The following is a 25,505-nucleotide window of genomic DNA, read 5'->3' on the forward strand; positions in this document are numbered from 1 at the left end:
GACAACCGTTGGTCCCCACCCTCCGCCCGCTCCGGGCGGTCACATAGGAACAAAAACCCGTGAACGCCGAGTCTGCCGTGGCCGACGCCGCCGACCAAAGGCTTTACCCCTCCCCCGAACCCCTGGTTCGGCTGGCCAACGCGTTCCACGACCCTTTAAACAACGCCGTGGCCACCGCGCGGACCTGCTATTCCCCCCGGGTGATCACCGCCGAGGAAGTGGGCCGGGACGAAAAATCCCGGGCCCAGCGGGACGCCATCGCCGACAGCACCTACAAAGCCGGGCACCACACCACCCTGCAGCACGCCACCTTTCAATTCGTCCTGGAGCGGGTGTCCCGCCAATTCATTTGGTCGTTCCTGCACAGCCATCCCTTTTACAATTCCGAGCAGGTGAGCCAGCGTTACGTCACCGTGGGGCCCGACACGTTGGTGACGCCGCCCTTGGCCGGCCGGGCCCTGGACCTCTACCGAGAGACGGCCGCCCGGCAGATGGACGCCTACCTTCGATTGACCGACCTGCTCCGTCCCGCGGTCGAGCGGGAATACAAAAAGATCTTTCCCCTGCGCAACCCGGCCGAAAAACCCTGGGCCAAGTTCGTCCAACGCAAAGCCCAGGAGGTGGCCCGCTACGTGTTGCCGGTGGCCACCCACGCGCACCTCTACCACACCGTGAGCGGGTTGACCCTCCATCGCTACCACCGAATTTGCCAAAGCTTCGACACCCCGCTGGAGCAACGGGTCGTCGTGGGCAAAATGATCGACGCCGTGCGGGCGGTGGACCCCGCCTTTGTCGACCGCATGGAAGACCCGATCCCCCTGGACCAAACGCCCGAATACCGGTGCTTCCAGGAATTCCACGGGTCGGCGTCCCCCGCCCGGGCGTTCCTGAAAGAATTCGATCTTCGTTTGGGCGGTTTGAGCTCCAAAATGGTGGACCACAAAGCCAACGGCGAAGCCGTCTTGGCCCAGGCGGTGCGGTCGGTCCTGGGCGTGCCCCGGGCGGCCTTGTCCGACGACGACGCCATCGACCGCGTGTTGAACCCGGCCCGGAACCCCTATTTGTCCGAAGCCCTCAACCTGGGCGGTCACGCGAAACTGCTCCGCACCATGGTCCACATGCATTTCACCTTCGCCAAGAAGATTTCCCACACGGCGGACAGCCAGGACCAGCGCCACCGGATGACCCCGGCCTCCCGCCCCGTGCTTTCGGGCCACTTCGTGCCCGACACGCCCGATTTCATCACGCCGGAATTGATCCGCCATTCCCCGGAGGCCCAGGCCTTTTACGAGGGGAATCTCACGGCCCTCTGGGGCAAGATCGGGGAATTGCTGAACCTGGGCGTGTCCCGGGAAGACGCCCTCTATCTTCTGCCCAACGCCGTCAGCGTCCGGTTCGAGGAATCCGGCGATTTGTTGAATTTCCACCACAAATGGACCAAACGGTTGTGCTACACCGCCCAGGAAGAAATCTGGCGGACGTCCAAGGAAGAAGTGGATCAGCTGGCCCGGGTGGCCCCGCGCGTCGCGCGGCACCTGGGCGCCCCCTGCGCGCTCCGCGCGGCGGCGGGCGTCCGTCCCTTCTGCCCCGAGGGCGATCGGTTTTGCGGGGTGCTCGTTTGGAAAAAACCCGTCGCGGCTTACGAAAGGATTCTGTAAATGTCCACGCTCATCGTTGTCGGCGCCCAATGGGGCGACGAAGGCAAAGGAAAAATCGTCCACCTGCTCGGCAAAAAAGCCGATCTCATCGTGCGTTACCAGGGCGGCAACAACGCCGGCCACACGGTCGTTTTTGACGGAAAGCATTTCGTCCTCCACCAAATCCCGTCGGGCATTCTCCAGCCCGGCAAAACCTGCCTGATCGCCAACGGCGTCGTCATGGACCCCTGGGCCCTCCGGGAAGAGGCGGATTTCCTGGTGTCGCGGAAAATCCGCGTGTCGGGGCGCCTTTTCATCAGCGCCTGGGCCCACTTGATTTTGCCCTACCACCGCCACCTGGACGCCCTGCGGGAATCCGGCAGCGGCAAGATCGGCACGACCAAGCGCGGCATCGGCCCCGCCTATTCCGACAAAGTCGGCCGCGTGGGCATCCGCCTGGCGGACTTCATGGACCGTCAGGCGTTTCACGATTTGGTGGAGCAGAACCTTCAGGCCAAGGCCCCGTTGTTGACGAGCCTCGTTTCCCTGGACAAGTTGCGGGAGGAAACCTACAGGGACGAAGACGCCCTCCGCGCCTTCTTCAAGCCGCTGGTGGCCGACACCCCGGGGCTCTTGCAAAAAGCTCTCCAGAAAAAGAAAAACATTCTTTTCGAGGGCGCTCAGGGAACCTTGTTGGACGTGGATTTCGGGACCTATCCGTTCGTGACCTCCTCCAACCCCATCGCGGGGGCGGCCTGCGTGGGGTCCGGCGTGGGGCCGGCCTTCATCGACGAAGTGTTGGGCGTGGTCAAGGCCTACACCACCCGGGTGGGCGACGGGCCGTTCCCCACGGAATTGAACGACGACTTCGGCAAGTCCCTGCGGGAGCGCGGTCAGGAATTCGGCGCCACCACGGGGCGTCCCCGCCGCTGCGGGTGGTTCGACGCGGTCGTGGTTCGCCACGCCGTGCGGATCAACGGGCTGACGCGCCTGTCGTTGACGAAACTGGACGTCTTGGAAGGGGTGGACCCCATCCGGGTTTGCGTCGCCTACAAAGTCGACGGAAAACTCGTGAAGGATTTTCCCGCGTCCCGTCGGGAACAGCAAATCGCCCAGCCGGTTTACAAAAACCTGCCGGGATTCCAAGGGCCCGTCAAGGGGATCACCCGCTACGACAAATTGCCCAAGACGGCCCAACGTTACGTCCGGTTTCTCGAAAAAGAAGTCGGGGTTCCCATGACGCTCATCTCCATGGGCCGCAGCCGGGAGGAGACCATCGTGATGGACAAGAAATTCCGGTGGGTGCCGTGAAGGCCGTACTCGCTCTCGAAACGGGGCGCGTCTTCGAGGGCCGCGCCTTCGGCGCCTCCGGGGACACCGAGGGGGAAGTGGTCTTTTGCACCGCCTTGACCGGGTATCAGGAGATATTGACCGACCCCTCCTATCAACGGCAGATCGTCGTGATGACGTACCCCCACATCGGCAATTACGGGACCTCCGACGCCCTGAACGAATCGAAAAAGCCCCACGTGGCCGGTTTCGTCGCCCGGGAGTTCAGTCCCCTGGCCAGCCACTGGGGCTCCACCGCCAATTTGGAAAGCTTCATGAAAACCCACGGGGTGATCGGCATCGACGGCCTGGACACCCGGGCCCTGGTGCGCCACCTTCGGGACGTCGGCGCCTGCCGGGGAATTATTTCAACGTCGACGGAAAAGCCCAAAGCCCTCGTGGAACGGGCCAAAAAATCCGCCGCCATGGTCGGGGCCGATTTGGTGCGGGAAGTTTCCTGCGCCAAGCCCTACCCCTGGACCCCCGGAAAACCCGGGAACGGGGCGGCCCGCCGCGTGGCCCTGATGGATTTCGGCGTCAAATACAACATCATGAACTCCCTGGCCGCTCTGGGGTGCGACGTGACGGTGTTCCCCGCCACGACCTCCTTGCCGGATCTGCTCGCTTTTAAGCCCGACGGGGTGATGCTCTCCAACGGCCCCGGGGACCCGGCCGCCGTGACCTACGCCATCGATACGCTCAAGGGGTTGATCCGCCACAACGAAGGGGCCGCCGCGCCGATTCCGGTGTTCGGGATTTGCCTGGGCCACCAGTTGCTCGGGTTGGCCCTGGGCGGAAAAACCTACAAGCTGAAGTTCGGCCACCGGGGCGCCAATCACCCCGTGAAGGATTTGACCACGGGAAAAGTGGAGGTCACCACCCAAAACCACGGGTTCGTGGTGGACATCGACTCCCTGGCCAAGGGCGACGTGGAACTCACCCACATCAACTTGAACGACAACACGCTGGAGGGCCTCCGTCACAAGCGCCTCCCGATTTTCTCGGTTCAGTACCATCCGGAGGCGGCGCCGGGGCCCCACGACGCCCACTACCTCTTTGACCGGTTCTTGGGCCTGATGAAGGAGTCCGCGCGGCCATGAACAAAGCGGCGGTCCTCCTGGTTCTGGCCTTGGGCGCGGCGCCGGCCGCGGCGGCGGTGTCGACGGACACCGTGGCCGCTTCCGTGGCCGTTTCGTCTTCCGTGTTTATGCAGACCGGGGTGGCCATCGATACCCGGAACAACGTCCATTTGGTTTACGTGGACACGGCCACCTTGACCTTGAAATACGCCCAACTGGCCAACGGAACGACGACCTGGACCCTCTCCAGCGTATCGGCCGCCCAAGTCGGTCCCCAATGCGCCCTGGCCCTGGAGGGCGGGTTGTCCCCCCACGTGGTCTATTACCAAACGAACGGCACCCCGGCGGTGATGCACGGCCGGCTGAGCGGCGGTTCCTGGTCCACCGACACGGTGGAGGCCTTCACGGGCACGAACACCTTTGTCTCCATCGCGGTGGGCGCCGATCGGAATCCCCGGGTGGCCTACTACAACAGCGTTTCCTCTTCCACGGTCTTCGGCGCCCGGAGCGCCGGGGTGTGGAGCACGTTCACCGTGGTGACGAGCACTTTCGGCGGCCCGGTGGACCTGGCCCTGACCTCCGCCGACAGCGCCCGGATCGCTTTGGTGAACGGGTCGACCGTCACGAGCTTCCGGGAATTGTCCTACGCCCGGCAAACCGGCCCATCGGCCTTCTCGGTTTCCACCCCGTTTTTCATCGGAACGGACACCACCACGCTGGGGGGCCTGGCCCTCGCCCTGGACAGCCTGGGCCAGGCGCACGTGGCCGTCTACGACACCTTCAGCGACGGCTTGGACTACGTCGAATTCGACGCCGCGGGGAGCACCATCGCGGCCGTCGTCGTGGATTCCGGCCCCGGCACGGGTTTTTTCTGCGACATCGCGGTCAATTCCGCGGACGACCCGCGAATCGTTTATTTTTCCACCGCCGGGTTGAAAACAGCGACCCGGAGCGGTTCCTGGGCCCCAACGGTTTTGGACACGGGGACGGTGGTGGGCGTGGGCGCCGCCCTCGCGTTCAATCGGTTCGATCACTATCTCGCCGGTTACTTGAACGCGGACCTTTCGGAAGCCAAGTTTTTGACCGACGCGATCCGAAACTTGTCCATTGCCGGGACCGTGTTGGATTTCTCTTTCGCCCCCATCCCGGGGGTGACGTTGTCCCTGTCGGGGAACATCGCTTCCACGGCCGTTTCCATTTCCTCGGTGACCGGGGCCTATTCGGCCGACCACCTGTTTGAGGGGACCTACGGGATGGCGCCCACGTTGGCCGGCTACTCCTTTCAGCCCACGGGGCGGTCCTACAGCGTCTTGCAGTCCAGCCAAGCGGGACAAAACTATCAAGGCGGACCGGTCTCGGTGAGCACGGTGGGAAATCTTTTCAATCCCTTGGCGGGGGAATCGGCGACGCTCAATTTTTCGGTCGTGCCGGGCCGCGTTTTTGCCGGGGTGTATACCCTTCAGGGGCGGCCGGTCAAAACCTTGTTGGACGAGGACAAATCCGCCGGCAATTACAGCGTGACCTGGGACGGCCGCACTTCGGACGGCGACGTGGTGGCCAGCGGGATTTACCTGGTGCGGTTTGAAACCGACGCGCTGAAAAAGATCGTGAAAATGGCGGTGGTGAAGTAACATGCGGCGCGTCGCGCTTTGGGCCGTCGTTCTGGCGCTCGGCGCCTCCCGGGTTTGGGGGGCTTCCGATCCCCGAACGGCCGGGAATTCGCTTTTGGAAACCGCCGACGCCCGGGTGACGGGTCTTTCCGGAGCCGCGACGGCTCTCACGGGGGACGTGGGGGTCTCGGCCGTCAATCCCGCCGCCGTGCCCACCCTGGTGGGCGCCGAAATCTCAACCCAATTCGAGTCCGCGCCGGGCGACGTTCGAACGGGCTTGGCCAGTTTCGGCCGTGGGAACGGGCGCGCGGGCTGGGCGCTCACGGCGGTTTATTTCGATGCCGGAAAAATCGATATTGTGCCGGTGAGCGGGTCGCCGTACACCCGCCGGGCCCAGCAGGACCTGGTGGGCGCCCTCACGGGCGGGTTTACCCTCGGGGAAAGCCTCCGACTGGGGGTGGCCGCCAAAGTCCTTTCCTCGACCTTGGTGGGCGACTATCACGCCGCGGCCTTCGCCGGGGACGGCGGGTTTCAGTGGGACCTGTCGAAACATCTCGCCCTGGGAGCGGCCGTGACGAACGCGGGGTCCGAATTGACCTACCGGGACCAGGGCGATCCCCTGCCCACGGAGTACCGGGCCGGGGCGGCCTTGAAGTTCGAGATGGGAAGCGGCGACGAGTCCGATAATACGGACGCGCCGTGGTACACGAAGGTCCGGTCGGATAAAAACTATTTGACGATCACCGGCGACGCGATCACCGACCGTTTCGGCGGTGTGACGGGGGCGGTCGGCCTGGAATGGGATTACGCCCACCGGGCGATTCTGCGGGGCGGCGCGCGGGTGGGGCAAGCGGGCGACAGCTTTTCGGCCGGACTCGGTTTTTGGATGAAGGGGGGACGGCTGGATTACTCCTTCCAGGCGGTGGGGGATTTGCCGGACCGCCACCGCGTGACCGTGTCGTGGTTTTGGAAAAAGAAATCGGAACAATAAATTTTTGACCCGGCCCGGGGGAATCCCCGCGGCGCGGATTTGGAAGTTGACTCAAAACCGCTCTTCGGAAACGGGATTCATTTCTCCGGCCTGCGTCGTCGCTGCTCGTCGGTTTCAGGCCGCAAAAGGGCCTGCTCCCTTCTCGCGCCTCGACTCGGCGCGGATAAATGAATCCCTTTCTCGACGATCGGTTTCGAGGCAACTTCTAGGAAAGCGAAGGCTCGTTTCCCATGCCCAAACGAACGGACATCAACACCATCCTCATTCTCGGTTCCGGCCCCATCGTCATCGGCCAAGCCTGCGAGTTCGACTATTCCGGCGCCCAGGCCGTCAAGGCCCTGAAGAAGGAGGGCTACCGGGTGGTGCTCATCAATTCGAACCCCGCCACCATCATGACGGACCCGGAGTTCGCCCACGCGACTTACGTGGAGCCCCTGATCCCCTCCATGGTCGAACGGATCATTGAGAAAGAAAAACCCCAGGTCATTTTGCCGACCCTGGGCGGCCAAACCGCTTTGAACCTCGCCGTGGAGCTCCACGAGCGGGGCAGCCTCCAAAAATACGGCGTCGAATTGATCGGCGCCAAAATCGACGCCATCAAGCGCGCCGAGGACCGGGAACTCTTTAAGAAAACCATGATGGGGATCGGCCTGGAAGTCCCCCAAAGCGGCGTCGCCCGCTCCCTGGACGAAGCCCAGAAAATCGCCGAAGGGATCGGTTTCCCGCTCATCATTCGCGCCTCCTTCACCCTGGGCGGCGTGGGGTCGGCCATCGTCTACACGCGGGAGGAGTTCGTCGCCGCCGCCCGGCGGGGGCTGGACGCCAGCCCCATCCACGAGATTTTGCTCGAACAGAGCGTGATCGGTTGGAAGGAATACGAGCTGGAAGTCATGCGGGACAAAGCCGACCAGTGCGTCGTGATCTGCTCCATCGAAAACCTGGACCCCATGGGCGTTCACACCGGCGACTCGATCACCGTCGCTCCGGCCCAGACCCTGACGGACCCCGAGTACCAGATCTTGCGGAACCAAGCCTTCGCCTGCATCCGCGCCATCGGCGTCGAAACCGGCGGCTCCAACGTCCAATTCGCCGTGGACCCCAAAACGGGCCGGACGGTCATCATCGAGATGAACCCCCGGGTCTCCCGGTCCTCGGCCCTGGCCTCCAAGGCCACGGGGTTCCCCATCGCGAAGATCGCGGCGCTCCTGGCCGTGGGCTACCGCCTGGACGAGATCCCCAACGACATCACGAAAAAAACCCCGGCCTGCTTTGAGCCCGTCATCGACTACGTGGTCACCAAGGTCCCCCGTTTCGCCTTTGAGAAATTCACCGAGGCCGATCAGACGCTCACGACCAGCATGAAATCCGTCGGCGAAGTCATGGCCATGGGACGCACTTTCCGGGAATCGCTCCAGAAGGCCCTTCGGGGCTTGGAGATCGGCCGCGCGGGCCTCGGCGCCGACGGAAAATCCATCGTGCCCAAGGTGGACGCCGCGGAAAAGCGCCTGGCCGCGGGGGAAGCCGACCCGGACCGGGCCAAGCTGATCGAGGACATTCAGCACAAATTGCGCGTCCCCAACTGCGACCGGATTTTCTACATCAAATACGCTTTTCAGTTGGGTCTGTCCCTGGAGGACATCCACCGGCTTTCGGCCATCGACCCCTGGTTCCTGGAGCAGATTCAGCGGATTTGGATTCTGGAAAAAGAAGTTCGGGCGGCGGGGAAAAAGCTGCCCCTGGAATTGCTGCACCGGGCGAAGCGCGACGGTTTCTCCGACGCCCAGATCGCCTATCTCACGGGCCTCTCCGTCGACGCCGTGGCCAAAACCCGAAAAAAGAATTTCCCCGTGGCGTTTAAGCGCGTGGACACCTGCGCCGCCGAATTCCCGGCCGACACGCCCTATTTCTATTCGACCTACGAGCCGGAGGACGAGTTCGTGCCCTTGTCGAAGAAGGACCGGGTCATCGTCCTGGGCGGCGGGCCCAACCGCATCGGCCAGGGCATCGAATTCGACTACTGTTGCGTCCACGCGGCCTGGGCCATCAAGGAATGCGGCCACGAAGCCGTCATGGTCAACTGCAACCCGGAAACCGTCTCGACCGACTACGACACCTCGGACCAATTGTTTTTCGAGCCTTTGACCCTGGAAGACGTGGTCAACGTGGTCGAGCGCATCAAAGCCAGGGGCGTCATCCCCCAGTTCGGCGGCCAGACGCCGTTGAATTTGGCCAAGGCTTTGCTTAAAGCCGGCGTTAAAATTCTCGGCACCTCCGCCGATTCCATCGACATCGCCGAGGACCGGGAACGTTTCGGCGACCTTCTTAAGGAATTGAAGATCCCGCACCCCGCCCACGGCACCGCCCGGAACATCAAAGAAGCCGAGGCCGCCGCCGAGCGCGTGGGCTACCCCGTGATGGTCCGCCCCTCCTACGTTTTAGGCGGCCGGGCCATGGAAGTGGTCTACGACAAAACCCAATTGGCCGATTACATGCGCCGGGCGCTGGAGTCCGGCGCCGGTTTGCCCATCCTGTTGGATCGGTTTTTGGAGGACGCCAAGGAAGTGGACGTGGACGCCATCTGCGACGGCAAAGACGTCTACATCGCCGGCATCATGGAGCACATCGAGGAAGCCGGCATCCATTCCGGCGACTCGGCCTGCGTTTTGCCGCCCTACAGCCTGGAGCCCAAGGTCATCGCCGCCCTGGAGCGACACACCAAGGACATGGCCAAGGCCCTGAACGTCAAAGGTCTCATCAACATCCAGTATGCGGTGCAGGGCGGCACGGTCTACGTTTTGGAAGCCAACCCCCGGGCGAGCCGCACCGTGCCCTTTGTGTCCAAAGCCACGGGCGTGCCCCTGGCCAAGGTGGCCGCCAAGGTGATGGTCGGCGTTTCCCTGGACGAAGCCCTGGAGCCTTACCAAGCCATGATCAAGAAAAAGAAACCCTGGTACTCGGTCAAGGAAGTGGTGTTCCCCTGGATGCGGTTTCCGGAGGTGGACGTGGTGCTGGGCCCCGAAATGCGGTCCACCGGCGAAGTGATGGGGATCGACGAAAACTACGGTTTGGCCTTCGCCAAGTCCCAGGCCGCCGCCGGCGGACCCTTGCCCAAGAGCGGAACGGTCTTGTTCAGCCTTCGGGAGCGGGACCGGGCCCAGGCCCTGCCCGTGGCCCAGGCCTTCCAGTCCATGGGATACGGCCTCATGGCCACCGAGGGGACTTATCTGTATTTGAAGGGAAAGGGCCTCGATATTCAACCCGTCAAGAAAATCGCCGAAGGGCGGCCCAACGTGCTGGACGTGATCAAAAACCGGGAAGTGGTCATGGTGGTCAACACCCCCCACGGCCACCGCGCCCGGTCCGACGGTTTCCAAATCCGCCGCACGGCGCTTCTCTCCAACGTGCCGCTCATCACCACCTACGCCGCGGCCCGGGCCGTGGTGGAAGGGCTCCAGAAATCCCGGGAGAAAAAGTGGCAGGTCCGCTCCCTCCAGGAGCTTTACGCGACCGCCCAGCCCCCGGCGCCCAAGTTGGAAACCATCCCTTCCCGGTAGGTCCTTGGAGGGGCCGCCCCTTCCTTCGCGGGAGGCCGCGCAAAGGTGGACCGTCTTCTTCTCCGATCGGTGGGCCCCAATCGGATCCCGTCCATTCTTTCCAATCACGGCTTTTTTTCGTTCCCGGTGCTCGTCCCGAGCCGATCGGCGGCGACCGTCCAATTCGCTAAAGAGGGAAAGCCGGTGCCCCCGTTGGCCTTAATTGTCCGCTGTTTGATTGCGACTCCACAGGAGGTTTTTATCTCCTGACGGTGAAAGGCCTCCGGAAGGCCCGGAGTCGGTTCCTCCGAGGGCTCACCGCCGCGGGATTCCCCAACCCGTCTTTGCCGGTTCCCTGGCTGTCGCGGAACGCCTCCCCGCCCTCATTGATCGAAGCGAATCGTTGGAACTTTTTTCCCTTGCGCATTCGCCCAAACCCGTTAAATAAGACAAATTTTGCCAGCTATTGCGCCCGGGCCGAAGGGGGGATACGCTTGGGGAGACGAGTCCGGGGGGGGTATGGGGTCCTTCAAGCCGAGGCGGGGGTTTACTCTCATTGAGTTGATGTTGGTGGTCGCCATCATCAGCCTTCTGGCGGCCATTGCCATCCCGAAGTTCGGCAATCTGGTCATCAAAGCCAAAGAGGCCGCCATCAAAGGGCACCTCGGCTCCCTCCGTTCCGCCATCCACATTTATTACTCAAACAACGAAGGGTTTTATCCGCAAAATATCGTGGGAATGCTCCTGGACCAGCAAGCCATTCGAAAATGCCTGGTCCCGAATTACATCGACAATATTTCGTTGTTCGAAATTCCGACGGTTCAACACGCCTACGGCCTTTCAAGCATGGACGCCCAGGGGGTCCTCAATTACACCGTAACCGATTTTTGGTATGCGGCCGGCTGCAGCACATGGAAATACAACCAATCGATAGGGTTGCTCTCGGCCAGTTGTTCCCACCAAAACACCTCCGGAAAAACCTGGAGTTTGGAATAATGGAATCCCCCTCGCCCCATTCCGGGGGTCCGCTTGGCCCGAGTTTTAAAATGCCGAGGGTCGGGGCGTTCTGCTATTAAGGTAGGCCTGGAAGGCGGGTGTCTCTATCCGTCCAAAGACGACCGGAGGCCCTCCCGGCTATTAAGCGACGGCACCCCGGCTGGGGAAAAATCAAGGCTCCGGGGAATCCGAATTTCCATTTCGGGCCACAAGCGACGGCTTGTCAACTCGCCCCAGCCACTCCATGCAAAAAGATGGCCGGGTGGATTTCGTTGTCTCCTTTTTCCGAAAATAAGCCATTTAAAGCGTCCAATCGCCTTCCCAAGATCCTTTTCACCAATCCATTTACAATATATTTGAAAGTCCGTTAAATTCGATTTACATTTTATTTGCGTGCATTTTACCGTTTGTTAAGAAATCATTAAGCCCCATGGCGCATTATAATCCCCGCATCTCGGTGGTTGCACGTGTTTCAAAATCGCGTGACGGAGGATCAAATGCGAAAATTAACGTTGGGGACTCTGTTTCAAGTTCCTTCGGTGATTGTTAAACCCTTGAGTTTCCTAATTACGGCCGCCATGGCTTTCCCCCAAACCGCCTTCGCTCTTTCCGCGCTCGATCCCCGCGGGAACCGGGAATCCCGGGGAAGCTCCGCCCAGACCATCTCGGAGCAAGAAGCCGACCAAAACAGGAGATTGGAAACCCTGCAGGGATCCACCGAGAACCAGGGGTTCCAACTGCCGTCGGCCGAATCCCTGAACGCGATCCTTTCGGCGGAGGATATGAAGGACGGGCGGGTCGTGAATCCCGCGACGCCGGGTCAACAGGCCGCTTCGGATTTAAACGACAGGGTTCGAGCCAACCGAAAACTGACCCCCCGGGGCCCCGCTCGTCTTTCGCCTCGAGGTCGTTCCCCTCAGCCTCCGGCGTCTCTCCCGCGCACCCAGGCAGGCCAGACGCAAACCACGATGCATTTTACGACGCCGATGGACGTGGGCATTCCCGGAGTCCTCGCGACCGGAAAGTCCGAAGTGTCCACCCGGTCGACGGGGTCCGGCGGGGTCCAAGTGGAGGACGCGCGGGCCACGATCGATATTACGGATGGGACAAAAGCCACCCAGGTCCGGCAACGGAGAATCCAACCGGACGGTTCCTGGACCGAGACTTCCGTTTTAACTCTTTCGGAAGGAACGAAGCTGGAAAGCGTGACGCGGATGGCGGGGGGCCGTGGGACGACGTCGTCAATGTTGACGAAGGCGGACGGGACGGTCGTTCAAACGGAATCGGTGTTGGACGCGGCGGGGCGAGTGACGCAAAGCCGGTCGACCGGACCGGAGGGAACGACGCTTCGAACGGACTACACGTATGACGCCAACGGACGGTTGACGGGTTTTAAGGAGGAAACGCGGAAGGAAACGCGGACGCAAACGCGATTCGACCGGCCGGCGGACCTGGGGATTCCGGGGAAGCTCGTGAACGAGACGACGCGGGTGAGCCGGGAGAAGACGGTCGACGGGGTGAAGGCGATCCAGACCGACGACGTATAAGTTCGCGGACGGGACGACGGGGACGGGGCGGTCGGAAGAGGTGGTGGAAAGGACGGAACGTCGACCCGAAACGACGTGATAACGATGTCCGATGGGGCGCGGCTGGAAAGCGTGACGCGGATGGCGGGGGGTCGCGGGACCGGGACGTCGGTGTTGACGAAGGCGGACGGGACGGTGATCCGGACGGTGGTGGAGTTGGACGCGGCGGGACGCCTTCAGCGGAGCGAATCGGCCGGACCGGAGGAACGACGCTTCGAACGGACTACACGTATGACGCCAACGGACGGTTGACGGGTTTTAAGGAGGAAACGCGGAAGGAAACGCGGACGCAAACGCGATTCGACCGGCCGGCGGACCTTGGGATTCCGGGGAAGCTCGTGAACGAGACGACGCGGGTGAGCCGGGAGAAGACGGTCGACGGGGTGAAGGCGATCCAGACCGACACGACGTATAAGTTCGCGGACGGGACGACGGGGACGGGGCGGTCGGAAGAGGTGGTGGAAAAGGACGGAACGTCGACCCGAAACGACGTGATAACGATGTCCGATGGGGCGCGGCTGGAAAGCGTGACGCGGATGGCGGGGGGTCGCGGGACCGGGACGTCGGTGTTGACGAAGGCGGACGGGACGGTGATCCGGACGGTGGTGGAGTTGGACGCGGCGGGACGCCTTCAGCGGAGCGAAGTCGACCGGACCGGAGGGAACGACGCTTCGAACGGACTACACGTATGACGCCAACGGACGGTTGACGGGTTTTAAGGAGGAGACGCGGAAGAAACGCGGACGCAAACGCGATTCGACCGGCCGGCGGACCTGGGGATTCCGGGGAAGCTGGTGATCGAAATCAAGCGAGTGACGCAGGAGACGACGGTCGACGGGGTGAAGGCGATCCGCACGACGATGACGTACAAGTTTTCGGACGGATCAACGGGCGAGGGACGGTCGGAAGAGGTGGTGGAAAAGGACGGAACGTCGACCCGAAACGACGTGATAACGATGTCCGATGGGGCGCGGCTGGAAAGCGTGACGCGGATGGCGGGGGGTCGCGGGACCGGGACGTCGGTGTTGACGAAGGCGGACGGGACGGTGATCCGGACGGTGGTGGAGTTGGACGCGGCGGGACGCCTTCAGCGGAGCGAGTCGACCGGACCGGAGGAACGACGCTTCGAACGGACTAACGTATGACGCCAACGGACGGTTGACGGGTTTTAAGGAGGAAACGCGGAAGGAAACGCGGACGCAAACGCGATTCGACCGGCCGGCGGACCTGGGGATTCCGGGGAAGCTCGTGAACGAGACGACGCGGGTGAGCCGGGAGAAGACGGTCGACGGGGTGAAGGCGATCCAGACCGACACGACGTATAAGTTCGCGGACGGGACGACGGGGACGGGGCGGTCGGAAGAGGTGGTGGAAAGGACGGAACGTCGACCCGAAACGACGTGATAACGATGTCCGATGGGGCGCGGCTGGAAAGCGTGACGCGGATGGCGGGGGGTCGCGGGACCGGGACGTCGGTGTTGACGAAGGCGGACGGGACGGTGATCCGGACGGTGGTGGAGTTGGACGCGGCGGGACGCCTTCAGCGGAGCGAGTCGACCGGACCGGAGGGAACGACGCTTCGAACGGACTACACGTATGACGCCAACGGACGGTTGACGGGTTTTAAGGAGGAGACGCGGAAGGAAACGCGGACGCAAACGCGATTCGACCGGCCGGCGGACCTGGGGATTCCGGGAAGCTGGTGATCGAAATCAAGCGAGTGACGCAGGAGACGACGGTCGACGGGGTGAAGGCGATCCGCACGACGATGACGGCAAGTTTTCGGACGGATCAACGGGCGAGGGACGGTCGGAAGAGGTGGTGGAAAGGACGGAACGTCGACCCGAAACGACGTGATAACGATGTCCGATGGGGCGCGGCTGGAAAGCGTGACGCGGATGGCGGGGGGTCGCGGGACCGGGACGTCGGTGTTGACGAAGGCGGACGGGACGGTGATCCGGACGGTGGTGGAGTTGGACGCGGCGGGACGCCTTCAGCGGAGCGAATCGGCCGGACCGGAGGGAACGACGCTTCGAACGGACTACACGTATGACGCCAACGGACGGTTGACGGGTTTTAAGGAGGAAACGCGGAAGGAAACGCGGACGCAAACGCGATTCGACCGGCCGGCGGACCTTGGGATTCCGGGGAAGCTCGTGAACGAGACGACGCGGGTGAGCCGGGAGAAGACGGTCGACGGGGTGAAGGCGATCCAGACCGACACGACGTATAAGTTCGCGGACGGGACGACGGGGACGGGGCGGTCGGAAGAGGTGGTGGAAAGGACGGAACGTCGACCCGAAACGACGTGATAACGATGTCCGATGGGGCGCGGCTGGAAAGCGTGACGCGGATGGCGGGGGTCGCGGGACCGGGACGTCGGTGTTGACGAAGGCGGACGGGACGGTGATCCGGACGGTGGTGGAGTTGGACGCGGCGGGACGCCTTCAGCGGAGCGAGTCGACCGGACCGGAGGAACGACGCTTCGAACGGACTACACGTATGACGCCAACGGACGGTTGACGGGTTTTAAGGAGGAGACGCGGAAGGAAACGCGGACGCAAACGCGATTCGACCGGCCGGCGGACCTGGGGATTCCGGGGAAGCTGGTGATCGAAATCAAGCGAGTGACGCAGGAGACGACGGTCGACGGGGTGAAGGCGATCCGCACGACGATGACGTACAAGTTTTCGGACGGATCAACGGGCGAGGGACGGTCGGAAGAAGTGGTGCAGCGGAATGGATCGTCGGTCCGAAACGACCGGATCGCGTTGGCGGACGGGACGAAGTTGGAAAGTGTGAGGCGGATGGGTTCCCGGGGCGGAACGGTGTCGTCGGTGTTGACGACGGCGAACGGAACAATCTTCCGGACGAATACGCAGTTGGACAGGAAGGGGCGGATTGTCCGGAGCGAGTCGACGTGGCCGAAGGGGACGACGCTTCAAACGGACTACACGTACGACACCGCCGGGCGGTTGACCGGGTATAAATATATTACGAAGGAGGGGAAGAACAATGAGACGCGGGGGGTGATGCGATTCAATCCGCCGGTCCAAATCTACGATTTCGCCGGGAGGATAACGGGTATCTGAAAAGTGGGGCGGGCGGCCGCCGCCGGAAAGGTCAATTAAACCCGTAGCGGCGGATGTAGAACTTTTTGGCGCTCTGCACGGTGAATAAATAGCCGATCACCAAGACGGCCAGGGCCTCTACGAGTCCGGCGGGAGGGCGGACGAAGCCCAGGGCGGGGGCGAAGGGCGAGTAGGGGAGCGACCAGGCCAGGGCCAGGAGGCCGAGGCTCGAGGCCAGGAGCGGTCGGCTGGGCCGGCTGTCGATCCACGGGCGCCCGTCGGTGCGGATCACGTGGATCACGAGGGTTTGGCTGGCGATGGATTCCAGGAACCATCCCGTGTGAAACAAGGCCGCGTCGGCGTGGAACCCTTTGAGCAGGACCCCGAAGGTCAAAAAGTCGAAGAGCGAACTGATGGGGCCGAAGAAAAACATGAACGACCGCAAGCGCGCGATGTCCCAGGGGCGGGGCCCCGTGGTTTGGGATTCGTCCACCCGGTCCGTGGGGATCGCGAGCTGGGAGAGGTCGTAAAGGAAGTTGTTCACCAGCACCTGAAGGGGCAGCATGGGCAGGAAGGGGAGCAGGAGGCTCGCCCCGGTCATGCTCAGCATGTTGCCGAAGTTGGAGCTCGCGCCCATCCGGATGTATTTGAGGATGTTGGCGAAGGTCCGCCGGCCCTCGCGCACGCCGTCGGAAAGGATCATCAGGCTTTTTTGAAGTAAAATCAAATCGGCGGATTCCTTGGCGATGTCCACCGCCGTGTCCACCGAGATGCCGACGTCGGCGGCCTTGAGCGCCAGGGCGTCGTTGATCCCGTCCCCCAGGAACCCCACCACCCGCCCCCGGCTTTTAAGCAACCGCACCAGTCGTTCTTTTTGAAGAGGCGAAAGGCGGGAAAGCACGTTGACCGTCGCCAGCTTCTCCGATAGGACGTCGTCGGTCAGGTCGTCCAAATCCGTGCCGGTCAAAGTGCCGCGCACTTCCAACCCCACCTGTCGGCACACGGTCTCGGTGACGAGCGAATTGTCCCCCGTGAGAATCTTGCATTCCACGCCCTGGGCCGCCAGGGCCCGAAGGGCCTCCCCCGCCGAGGGCTTGGGCGGGTCCAGGAAGGCCAAATACCCCTTGAGGGTTAGATGGGCTTCGTCTTCTTTCCCGTAGGCCGGGCGGGCGTCCATGTCCCGGTAGGCCAGGGCCAACACCCGGAATCCGGCGCGGCTCAATTCGTCCTGCTCGCGCCGAAGGTCGGCCAACAGCAGGGCGTCCATGGGCAGGGTTTCGTCGTCCAATTCAAAAAAATCGCACCGCTTGTAGATTTCCTCGGGAGCGCCCTTGATCAGGAGGCGGTGCCGGGCTCCGTTGGTCACCACCACGGACATGAGCCGGCGGGAGAAATCGAAAGGGATTTCGTCGACCTTCTCGATCCCTTCGACGGAAATGTCGGTGTGGCTCAAGATGGCCCGGTCCAGCAGGTTTTTCAGGCCCGTCTGAAAATGGCTGTTGAGATAGGCCATACGAAGGACCGATTCGTCCTCGTGCCTCACCACGTCGCAATGGCTTTCCAGCACGACCTTGTCCTCGGTCAAGGTGCCCGTTTTGTCCGTGCACAGGACGTCCATGGCGCCCAGGTTTTGAAGGGCGTTCAGGCGTTTGACGATCACTTTTTCCGGCCAGGGCCAACGCGCCCCGGGACAAATTGAGCGTCACGAGCATGGGCAGCATCTCCGGGGTGAGGCCGACCGCCACGGCCAAGGCGAAAAAGAAAGCCTCGGGCAGGTTGCGCCGGGCGAAGAGGTTGATCAGGAAGATGACGCTTACCAAGACCCCCATGGCCCGGACCATGAACCAGACGAAGCGCTGAACGCCGCGGTCGAAGGCCGAGTCCTCGCCCCGTTCCGCCAGGCGCCGCACCACCGCGCCGAATTGGGCCCGGTTCCCCGTGGCCACCACCAGGCCCAGCCCCGTGCCGCTCACCACCGAGGAGCCCATGAAGGCGATGTTGGTTAAATCGGAAAGAGCGGGGCGGGCCGCCGTCGGCCCGGCGGGGGATTTTTCCACCGGGAGGGACTCGCCCGTGAGGGCCGACTGGTTTAAAAAGAGGTCCTTGGACTGAAGAACCCGGAGGTCGGCCGGGATCATGTCCCCGGCGTAGAGATCGACCACGTCGCCTTCGACCAAATCCCGGAAAGGGAGTTCGACGGACCCGCCGTTCCGCAAGACCGTGGCCCGGGCCCGAACGACTTGGCTCAATTTCTCCGCGGCGCGGCCGGCCCGGGCTTCCTGGAAGAACGACAATCCCACGCTGATCAAGGACATTCCCAGGACGATGGAAGCGCTCACCCGATCGCCGAAGAAAAGCGACGCCCCGGCGATCACGAGCAAAACGACGATCAAAGGGTCGGCCAACTTGGACAGGAGTTGAAGCAGGAGACCGCGCTTTCGTTTTCGGGAGGGCTCGTTGGGGCCGGTGGCGAGACGCCGGGTTCGGACTTCTGCTTCGGAAAGTCCGGCCGGGGTCGCTTTAAATTCGGCGAAAAGGTCCGGAAGCGGGGCCGAGGCCCAATGGGCGGGGGAGAGAGGGCCCCGGTCGGAAACGTCGGGGAATTTAAAAGCGGGGGTCGTCAATCGGCCGCTGGCGGCAAAACCACGGTGAAACAACTTCCCGCGTCCGGGGCGCTTTGGACCGACACCCGACCGCCGTGGTTTTCCACGATGTGTTTGACGATGGAGAGCCCCAGGCCGGTTCCGCCGGTTTCCCGGGCGCGCGCCTTGTCCACCCGGTAGAAGCGTTCAAACAGCCGTTCTTGGTCCTCCGCGGCGATGCCCACGCCGGTGTCGTTGACTTTCACCACAATGGTCGCGCCGACCCGTTGGGCCGAAAGGGTCACCCGGCCGTTTTCGCGGTTGAATTTGATGGCGTTGTCGATGAGGTTCATGAGGATCTGGGTCAATTCGTCCGAAGGGAGGGCGACGCTCAACCCGGGAGGGGCGTCGCCCAGCGAGATCGAAACGTTCTTCTTCCGGGCCAGGGGGCCCAGGGCCGTCGCCACCCGGCGGGCGATTTCGGCCACTTCCGCCCGGGCGCCGACCGGGGACGCGGAGCCCGGTTTTTCCAACCGGGACAGGGTGAGGAGGTCGTCGATCAGCCGCTGGAGGCGGTCCACTTGGTCCTGGGCGGTCGAAAGAAAATCCTTGGCCGCGACCGGGTCGTCCACGGCGCCGTCGACCAAGGGTTTCCAGGGCGGCCCGGAGCGCGGTGAGCGGCGTTTTAAGTTCGTGGGAAACGTTGGCGACGAAATCTTTCCGGACGTTTTCCAACCGCCGGGCGTGGGTGAGGTCGTCGAAGGTCAACCACACGCCAAGCCCTCCCCGGTGTTGAAAAGGGAAAGAGCGCACCCGGTAGAGGCGCTCGGGGGAGGTTTGGAGAACGATTTCGCGCTCCTCGGCGCGGCCCGCGAGGCCCCGGTCCGCCAGGTCGGTGACGTCCCGTTGGCGAAGGACCTCCCACAGCCGTAGGCCGATCGTTTGTTCGGGCGGGCGGTTTAAGACGGGGGAGAGGGCTTCGTTGGCCAACAACACGCGGCCGCCTTCCCCCAGAGCCAGCGCCCCCTGGGAGAGGGCGTTTAACAGAGAGGCCAAAAAAGGATCCAGGGCGGGGGCGGAGGCGGTCGGGTTTTCGGGGGCGCGAGGGGGCGTTCGGCCGGAAGATTTCCAGCGTTTCCAGAAGGTCACGGCTCGAGGAGAAACCGATAGCCGACGTTTTTGACGGTGCGCACGCGCTTTTTCTCGGCGCCCAGCTTGGACCGCAAACGCGCGACGTGTTGATCCACGGTGCGGGTGTCGATGTCCATGGCCCGGTCCAGGCCCCAGACTCGTTCCAGCAGGTCTTCCCGAGAGAGGGCTTTGCCTCCCGCGGCCCAGAGGGTTCGGAGCAATTCGAATTCCTTGCCGGTCAAGGAAAGGGGTTTTTTGGCCAGGCGCAGTTCGTAGCGCTCCGGGTCCAGTTCGAGGGCGCCGACGGCGAGCGGCGCGCCCGCGGCCGCCGGGGCGGCGGTTCGACGGAGAAGCGTTTTGATCCGGGTCAGGACTTCCCGGACGGAAAAGGGCTTGGTCACGTAGTCGTCCGCGCCCATTTCCAAACCGACGATCTTGTCGATTTCCGCGCTTTTGGCGGTGAGCATCAAGACGGGAACGCCCGGGTCCGTTTGGCGGATCAGGCGGCAGACCTCCAGGCCGTCCACCTTGGGCAACATGAGGTCCAGGACGACCAGGCGGGGTTTTTCCCGGCGGAAAAGGGCCACCCCCGCCTCGCCGTCCTCGGCGTGGGTGACGTGGTAGCCGTCTTTTTCCAGGTTGTAGCGGAGGATTTTGGCGATGGCCCGGTCGTCTTCCACCAGGAGGACTTTGGTCTTGGCCATGGGGGAGGGCCCGAGGGGGCTAGCGGTTCGGGCGCCGGAAGAGGGAGCGGACCCGGGCCATCAATTCTTTTTCCCCGAAGGGCTTGGTGAGGTAATCGTCGGCGCCGACGGAAAGCCCGGTCACCTTGTCCGATTCCTTCTTTTGCCCGGTCAGCATCAAAATGAGCACGCGGTCGTCGTCCCGGCGGATTTCGTCGCAGACGGTGACGCCGTCTTTGAGCGGCATGGAGACGTCCAGGATCACCAACTGGGGTTTTTCCCGGCGGTAGAGGTCCAGGGCGGCCTGGCCGTCGTTGGCGGCCCAGACGGTGTAGCCTTCCAGCTCCAGCATGCGTTTGACGATGTGGGTGATGTCTTCCTCGTCGTCGGCGATGACGATTTTTCCTTTGGATTCGGTCATGGGGTCCTCACGCGGGCACCGCCCGGCGGCCGGAGAGCGCCTGGGCGAGAGTGTGTTCGTCGGCGTACTGGATGACGCTGCCGGAGGGAAGCCCCGACGCCAGGCGCGTCACGCGGACGCCGCGGTTTTTAAGAAGGTCGGCCAGATAGGCGGCCGTCGTTTCGCCTTCCACCGATGGGTTGGTGGCCAAAATCACTTCGTCGGTGGTGCCGCCGGCCACGCGGCCCAGGAGGGCCTCGATGCGGAGCTCCTCGGGGCCCACCCCGTCCAGGGCCGAAAGCACGCCGCCCAGCACGTGGTATTTCCCGCCGAAGGCGCGGCTGCGTTCCAGGGCCGCCAGGTCGCCCACGTCCTCCACGACGCAGAGCAGGCGGTCGTCCCGGTGGGGGTCCCGGCAACGGTTGCAGGGGCCGTCGGCTTCGGGCAGGCCCGCGGCGTCGGCCGCCTCCAGCGGAGCGCCCTCCACGAAGTCGCCGCACAGAGGGCAACGGCGCATGCGGGCCCGGGCGTCGGCCAGGGCCAGGAGCAGGGCGTCCCCGGCGTCCCGCCGGCGGATCAAATGGAGGGCCGCGCGTTCCGCCATTTTGGGGCCCACGCCGGGCATCCCCAAGAGGGCCGACACCAAACGGTCCCAGGCGCCGGTCCCGTTCATGCCCCGGGTTTCCCTTCCACGCGGGGTTTGGCCGCGGCGGCGGGGACGGATTCCGCCGGGTCGGCCTTTCGGATTTTGCCGGGAAATTTATCCAAAACTTTTTTGAGCCCCGCGTCCAGGGCGCCCAGGGCCCGGGGGTCCTGCTCTTCGCCTTCCGAGGCGGGGCTCTCGACGGGAGGGGGAGCGTCGGCTTCCTCGTCCACGACTTCCTCCGCTTCCTCGACCACCGGCGCCGGTGGGGGGCGCGGGGCGGCCGGCGCGGGGGGCGGCGCGGCGGCGACCGTCAAAGTGATGATCACCGGACGGCCGGCGTGGGCGCGCAGGAGGTCCGACCAGAAGGCCTGTTGGTTCACGATCTGTTGTTTCTGGAATTCCTGGGCGCAGGCCAGTTCCAGGCCGCCGCTGGTATCGAACCGCGGCCGGGCGCTGGAGAGAAAAGGAGCGAGCGAGGGCTTTTTGATTTCGATGTCGGCCAGGGTTTTGACCCAGGCGGCCCGAAGGCCGTCGGGCCCGACGGCGGGGGCGACCGGGGCGGGCGCCGGTGTCTCGGCCACGCGGAGAACCGGGGACGCGGCGGTCGGCGCAAAGCCCACACGGGGGGACGCCGCCGGCGTTGAAACGGTGGGCGCCGCCGGAGGCGCCGGGGCGCGAAAGGCCGCGGGGGGCGGCGCCCCGGCCGACAGTCGCTTTTCCAAATCTTCCAAACGCTCGATCAGTTCGTCCACGGGCGTGAGCCCCTGGGAAAGTTCCAGGCAGGCCAATTCGAAGGCGACCCGGGGGGATTCGCTTCGACGCAAATCCGAGGCGGCGCGGGCGGCGACGCCCAGGTCGCGCTCCAGCCGTTCCACCGTGTAAGCGGCCGCGTCGACTTCCAGGTCCCGGGCGTCGGCGGCCCGGGGGTCCCGCACGCCGGCTTTCCACAAGAGAAGCCGGTGGAAATGGTCCACCAGGGCCTCGGTCAGCTGGCCCAAATCGAACCCGTCGGCGACGGCGCGGTCGATGGCCTGAAGGGTTTTGACGGGGGATTCCTCCCGCAGGGTCGCCGTGAACCCCCGCACGAGCTCCCGGGGCAGAAGCCCCAGCAGTTTTCGAACGTCCTCGGCCGTGGCGCCCTGGGGGGCGTAGGCGATCACCTGGTCCATGAGCGACAGCGCGTCCCGAAGGGAGCCGTGGGCCGCCCGGGCCACTTCGTCCAGGGCCGCGTCCTCGATCACCAGGCCGTCGGCGGAAATGATTTTCCGCAGCTGGTCGGCGATGTCCGTCGGGGAAATGGCCCGCAGTTGGAAGCGCTGGCACCGGGACAAAATGGTTTCGGGGATTTTCAGGCTCCGTCGTGGCCATCATGAAGACCACGTGGGGAGGCGGCTCCTCCAGGGTTTTGAGGAGGGCGTTGAAGCCGTCTTTGGAAATCTGGTGGGCTTCGTCGATGATGATGACGCGGTAGCGGGAGCGGGCGGGGGCGTATTTGACGGTGTCCCGCAGTTCGCGGATTTGGTCGATGCCGCGGTTGGAGGCGCCGTCGATCTCCAGCACGTCGTCGGTGGAGGACCCGGCCGCGATCTCCCGGCACTGGGGGCACTCCCCGCAGGGCGTGGCCGTGGGGCCTTTCACGCAGTTCAGGGCCTTGGCCAGGATGCGGGCCGTCGTGGTCTTGCCGCAGCCCCGGGGGCCGGAAAAAATATAGGCGTGGGCCAGGCGCTGGCTTTTGAGCGCGTTGGTCAGCGTCTGGGTGACGTGTTCCTGGCCCACCAGCTCTTCAAAAAGCTGGGGCCGGAACTTGCGGGCAAGGACGAGATAGGGCATGGCGGGGCCTCGGAAAACGACGAAAAGGACTTTATCAATTTCCGTCGGAGCGGTCAATTGATGGGGCGGCCCGGGAGGATAGGGGGCGCCGTATCTATTGAAAATCGGGGGGGGAGGGGGTAGCCTTAAACGGGGAGTCTCCGATGAAAAAAATGGATTCACGCTGATTGAGCTCATGCTGGTGGTGGCCATCATTGGCCTGCTGGCCGCCATCGCCTTGCCGAAGTTCGCGAACCTTGTGATCAAGGCGCGGGAAGCGACGGCCAAAGGACAAATGGGGGCAATACGAAGCGCCCTCTCGATTTATTACGCGGACAACGAAGGCCTGTATCCCGATTTGATCACCCCCTCCTGCTTGAGCCAGGACGACAACCCTTCGGTCTTCGACGGAAAATACATCGACAAGGTTCCCGCGCTTCGGCATCCCACCAAGAGGGACGACGGTCATAATGGGAATTGCGTCCCGACATGGACGGGTTCCTTGGATGGCTACCACCCTTGGGTGTATTTGGTGGATGGCATGACTCATCCGGTGGGCGCCATCTTCCTCAATTGCGACCACACCGACACCCGGGGGATGACTTGGAGTTTTTATTGATCCCAAGCCCGGACGGGCGGGGGGCGCATCGAGGGGGGCCGGCGAGAGTCCGGTTTCAAAGTTGAATTTGTCGGTCGATCGAGCCGCTCCCGTCGCTCCAAAAAACCTTGTCCGGAAGGGGGGGCAAGGGATTATCGAAAGCGCTTCCCGCGACGAGCCGAAGGGCGTTGACCGGCGTGATGGAATCGTGGAATTGCCTTCGAAGTTCGGGCGGCCCCGCCACCGCGAGGAGTATGCTGGTCCGCTCCTCCATCAACCGCGGGTCGGCGTCCCCCACCCGGCCGCGAAAACAGGACCCGTGGTCCGACACCAACAGGATCATCGGGGGAACTTTGGCGCGGGCGAATATTTCATCGATCGCCTCCAAAAGGCGGGAGTTCAGGAACCGCAATTGCTCAACGTAGCCCCCGGGTTCCTTCCAGGGGCCCATTAAATTGAAATCGTTGGCCCGCCGGGGATCCTTCCCTCGGGCATCGAAGAGATAGGGGGGGTGGGGAAGCACGATGTGGGCGACAACGCATTTGGGGCGTTCCGGCCGATCGGGCAGCGCTCGCAATTCCCGAAGATTCCGTTCCAAGGCGTGGCGCTGGTCGTTTCGGGCCATCAAAGGAAAAAGTCTCCCCAACACGGTGACATCGAGAAACGCCCGCTCGAATTCGCTCAGCCGCCACAGGGACCGGATTTCGACGTCGGAGAGGGGAAACGACGAGGTGATGAGCCACCCGGAGTCGAAAGAAAAAAGAGTGTATCCCGCTTGCCGGGCCAACCGTTGATATCGGTTGGCCCGAATGAGCGCCGGGGGGTCGGTCCGGGCGCCGGCGATTCCCCGGGTGTAGTCCAGATTGAGCATCGTCGCGATGGCGTCGGGGGTGACGGGGTAGTTGCTTCGGCTCCGGGCGGAGACCCAAAACCCCCTTTTTTCAAGCTCGCGGAGGAAGGGCGCGTTGTCAAAGGAGAGGACGTCTTTCAGCGCCTCGGCGCCGCCGTAACCGTCGACGATGATCAGGTAGACGTCCGGGGCGCCCGGCGCCGCCCGCCGCCGGGGGCCTTCGGCGGGGGCGGCGGCGACCCAGGGATTTCGACCCGCCGCGACGAGTCCAAGAAACGTGGTGGAGAAGAAAAGGGCCGCCGCGCCGATCGCCACCGCGTTGTTGAGTGGGCCCCACCAGCCTCGCGTCGGCGGGCGGGCGGCTCGAAGCAGGCCGAGGTAAGAGACCAGCAGGGTCAGGAGCGCTCCCAATTCCGCAACGGCGCCAAGGGGGAGTCGGGGAGGCGTCCGTCGAGAGCGCCGAAGGCCGCCCCTCCCCCGGCGAACACCAGAACGAAAAAGGACGCATGGACGGAGGCGATGGATCGGTCGGAGAAGAAGGTTCGGAACACCAACGAGGCCGCCCCCCCGAGGACGGCCATCGTCGCCAACGAACGGACGACGGCCCCGGGGGGGCATTCGGTCGCGTTTTGATGGTAGAGGCTGAGGACGGGCCAAAGGGCGAGCAGCAGGGGGGATAACCCCCCGGAACGGATTTCCGTCCAAATTCGGGAAAGAAATTTACCCGCCATGCGTTGAAAGGAGGCCGATTCTGCGCGCGTTTGTTGTTTTCCTGTGGGTGACGTTGCTTTTGCCGCACAGCGCCCGGGCGTACATCGATGTCAACGCCGGGAGTTTGTTGACCCAGTTCGTGTTGGCCGGGCTGGGGGGCCTGGGAGCCCTGTTGAAAATTTTGTGGTCCCGTCGGCGACCCCGGGCCGGCGGCGGCGAGCCCAAAAAGCCCGCGCCCCCCGCCCCGCGGTGATCCCGGGATT

At 63.8% G+C, this 25,505-nt stretch carries 26 protein-coding genes and 2 pseudogenes; 18 read left to right on the plus strand and 10 right to left on the minus strand.

The window, feature by feature from the left end:
* The first annotated feature begins 59 nt into the window (after nt 1-59).
* The 16 genes from IPP68_12000 (at nt 60) to IPP68_12075 (ending at nt 15,853) form a co-directional block, all read left to right on the plus strand.
* Nucleotides 60-1,658, plus strand: coding sequence for an FAD-dependent thymidylate synthase (locus IPP68_12000; GenBank protein MBL0351073.1), 1,599 nt, complete (start codon nt 60-62; stop codon nt 1,656-1,658).
* The gene (locus IPP68_12005) at nt 1,659-2,948 is read left to right on the plus strand and encodes an adenylosuccinate synthase (protein ID MBL0351074.1); all 1,290 of its coding nucleotides are present in this window, start codon (nt 1,659-1,661) and stop codon (nt 2,946-2,948) included.
* A complete protein-coding gene (gene carA, locus IPP68_12010) occupies nt 2,945-4,066 on the plus strand; it encodes a glutamine-hydrolyzing carbamoyl-phosphate synthase small subunit (GenBank protein MBL0351075.1) in 1,122 nt (373 codons plus the stop codon). Before IPP68_12005 ends, carA begins: the two co-directional genes overlap by 4 nt.
* Entirely contained in the window at nt 4,063-5,676 is a 1,614-nt protein-coding gene (locus IPP68_12015) for a hypothetical protein (GenBank protein MBL0351076.1), read from the plus strand. Before carA ends, IPP68_12015 begins: the two co-directional genes overlap by 4 nt.
* Before the next feature lies 1 nt (nt 5,677).
* On the plus strand, nt 5,678-6,646 hold the full coding sequence (locus IPP68_12020; GenBank protein ID MBL0351077.1) for a PorV/PorQ family protein: 969 nt from the start codon (nt 5,678-5,680) through the stop codon (nt 6,644-6,646).
* Nucleotides 6,647-6,876: 230 nt separating this feature from the next.
* Complete coding sequence (gene carB, locus IPP68_12025) at nt 6,877-10,200, plus strand: carbamoyl-phosphate synthase large subunit (protein ID MBL0351078.1); 3,324 nt, start codon at nt 6,877-6,879, stop codon at nt 10,198-10,200.
* 498 nt (nt 10,201-10,698) lie between these two features.
* Nucleotides 10,699-11,175, plus strand: coding sequence for a prepilin-type N-terminal cleavage/methylation domain-containing protein (locus IPP68_12030; protein ID MBL0351079.1), 477 nt, complete (start codon nt 10,699-10,701; stop codon nt 11,173-11,175).
* Nucleotides 11,176-11,672: 497 nt separating this feature from the next.
* Nucleotides 11,673-12,722 carry a hypothetical protein gene (locus IPP68_12035; GenBank protein MBL0351080.1) on the plus strand — a complete coding sequence of 350 codons (1,050 nt, stop codon included), beginning with the start codon at nt 11,673-11,675 and terminating at the stop codon, nt 12,720-12,722.
* An 84-nt stretch (nt 12,723-12,806) separates the two neighbouring features.
* A complete protein-coding gene (locus tag IPP68_12040; protein MBL0351081.1) occupies nt 12,807-13,013 on the plus strand; it encodes a hypothetical protein in 207 nt (68 codons plus the stop codon).
* A gap of 86 nt (nt 13,014-13,099) precedes the next feature.
* The gene (locus IPP68_12045) at nt 13,100-13,453 is read left to right on the plus strand and encodes a hypothetical protein (GenBank protein ID MBL0351082.1); all 354 of its coding nucleotides are present in this window, start codon (nt 13,100-13,102) and stop codon (nt 13,451-13,453) included.
* 102 nt (nt 13,454-13,555) lie between these two features.
* Complete coding sequence (locus IPP68_12050) at nt 13,556-13,906, plus strand: hypothetical protein (protein ID MBL0351083.1); 351 nt, start codon at nt 13,556-13,558, stop codon at nt 13,904-13,906.
* A gap of 103 nt (nt 13,907-14,009) precedes the next feature.
* Nucleotides 14,010-14,165, plus strand: coding sequence for a hypothetical protein (locus IPP68_12055; GenBank protein ID MBL0351084.1), 156 nt, complete (start codon nt 14,010-14,012; stop codon nt 14,163-14,165).
* A gap of 5 nt (nt 14,166-14,170) precedes the next feature.
* Nucleotides 14,171-14,467: a hypothetical protein gene (locus IPP68_12060; GenBank protein MBL0351085.1), complete on the plus strand. Its 297-nt coding sequence runs from the start codon at nt 14,171-14,173 to the stop codon at nt 14,465-14,467.
* A 156-nt stretch (nt 14,468-14,623) separates the two neighbouring features.
* Nucleotides 14,624-15,073 carry a hypothetical protein gene (locus IPP68_12065; GenBank protein ID MBL0351086.1) on the plus strand — a complete coding sequence of 150 codons (450 nt, stop codon included), beginning with the start codon at nt 14,624-14,626 and terminating at the stop codon, nt 15,071-15,073.
* A 73-nt stretch (nt 15,074-15,146) separates the two neighbouring features.
* Nucleotides 15,147-15,284, plus strand: a complete 138-nt coding sequence (locus IPP68_12070) for a hypothetical protein (protein MBL0351087.1) — start codon at nt 15,147-15,149, stop codon at nt 15,282-15,284.
* Between the two features lie 86 nt (nt 15,285-15,370).
* Nucleotides 15,371-15,853, plus strand: a complete 483-nt coding sequence (locus IPP68_12075; GenBank protein MBL0351088.1) for a hypothetical protein — start codon at nt 15,371-15,373, stop codon at nt 15,851-15,853.
* A gap of 1,268 nt (nt 15,854-17,121) precedes the next feature.
* Here the strand turns inward: IPP68_12075 and IPP68_12080 are convergent.
* The 8 genes and pseudogenes from IPP68_12080 to dnaX all read right to left on the minus strand — a co-directional run bounded on the left by IPP68_12080 (nt 17,122) and on the right by dnaX (nt 23,317).
* A complete protein-coding gene (locus IPP68_12080) occupies nt 17,122-18,456 on the minus strand; it encodes a hypothetical protein (GenBank protein MBL0351089.1) in 1,335 nt (444 codons plus the stop codon).
* On the minus strand, nt 18,453-19,046 hold the full coding sequence (locus IPP68_12085) for a GHKL domain-containing protein (GenBank protein MBL0351090.1): 594 nt from the start codon (nt 19,044-19,046) through the stop codon (nt 18,453-18,455). The genes IPP68_12080 and IPP68_12085 overlap by 4 nt, the downstream gene beginning before the upstream one ends.
* 103 nt (nt 19,047-19,149) lie before the next feature.
* Nucleotides 19,150-19,563, minus strand: a pseudogene (locus IPP68_12090) (PAS domain-containing protein).
* Nucleotides 19,560-20,249 carry a response regulator transcription factor gene (locus tag IPP68_12095; GenBank protein MBL0351091.1) on the minus strand — a complete coding sequence of 230 codons (690 nt, stop codon included), beginning with the start codon at nt 20,247-20,249 and terminating at the stop codon, nt 19,560-19,562. Before IPP68_12095 ends, IPP68_12090 begins: the two are co-directional and overlap by 4 nt.
* A gap of 19 nt (nt 20,250-20,268) precedes the next feature.
* The gene (locus tag IPP68_12100) at nt 20,269-20,649 is read right to left on the minus strand and encodes a response regulator (protein MBL0351092.1); all 381 of its coding nucleotides are present in this window, start codon (nt 20,647-20,649) and stop codon (nt 20,269-20,271) included.
* 7 nt (nt 20,650-20,656) lie between these two features.
* Complete coding sequence (gene recR, locus IPP68_12105; protein ID MBL0351093.1) at nt 20,657-21,301, minus strand: recombination protein RecR; 645 nt, start codon at nt 21,299-21,301, stop codon at nt 20,657-20,659.
* Nucleotides 21,298-22,605: a hypothetical protein gene (locus IPP68_12110; protein MBL0351094.1), complete on the minus strand. Its 1,308-nt coding sequence runs from the start codon at nt 22,603-22,605 to the stop codon at nt 21,298-21,300. The genes recR and IPP68_12110 overlap by 4 nt, the downstream gene beginning before the upstream one ends.
* A gap of 1 nt (nt 22,606) precedes the next feature.
* Nucleotides 22,607-23,317: pseudogene (gene dnaX, locus IPP68_12115) on the minus strand (DNA polymerase III subunit gamma/tau).
* Between dnaX and IPP68_12120 the strand changes: the two are divergent.
* Nucleotides 23,280-23,702, plus strand: coding sequence for a hypothetical protein (locus IPP68_12120; protein MBL0351095.1), 423 nt, complete (start codon nt 23,280-23,282; stop codon nt 23,700-23,702). The pseudogene dnaX and the gene IPP68_12120 overlap by 38 nt on opposite strands.
* 55 nt (nt 23,703-23,757) lie before the next feature.
* Here the strand turns inward: IPP68_12120 and IPP68_12125 are convergent, their stop codons facing one another.
* Entirely contained in the window at nt 23,758-24,942 is a 1,185-nt protein-coding gene (locus IPP68_12125; protein ID MBL0351096.1) for a hypothetical protein, read from the minus strand.
* Nucleotides 24,927-25,262, minus strand: a complete 336-nt coding sequence (locus IPP68_12130; GenBank protein MBL0351097.1) for a hypothetical protein — start codon at nt 25,260-25,262, stop codon at nt 24,927-24,929. The genes IPP68_12125 and IPP68_12130 overlap by 16 nt, the downstream gene beginning before the upstream one ends.
* Nucleotides 25,263-25,309: 47 nt before the next feature.
* Here IPP68_12130 and IPP68_12135 point away from each other — a divergent pair, with 47 nt between their 5' ends.
* Nucleotides 25,310-25,495 carry a hypothetical protein gene (locus IPP68_12135; GenBank protein MBL0351098.1) on the plus strand — a complete coding sequence of 62 codons (186 nt, stop codon included), beginning with the start codon at nt 25,310-25,312 and terminating at the stop codon, nt 25,493-25,495.
* Nucleotides 25,496-25,505 lie beyond the last annotated feature (10 nt).

The organism is Elusimicrobiota bacterium (assembly GCA_016722575.1).
GTDB lineage: Bacteria > Elusimicrobiota > Elusimicrobia > FEN-1173 > FEN-1173 > JADKIY01.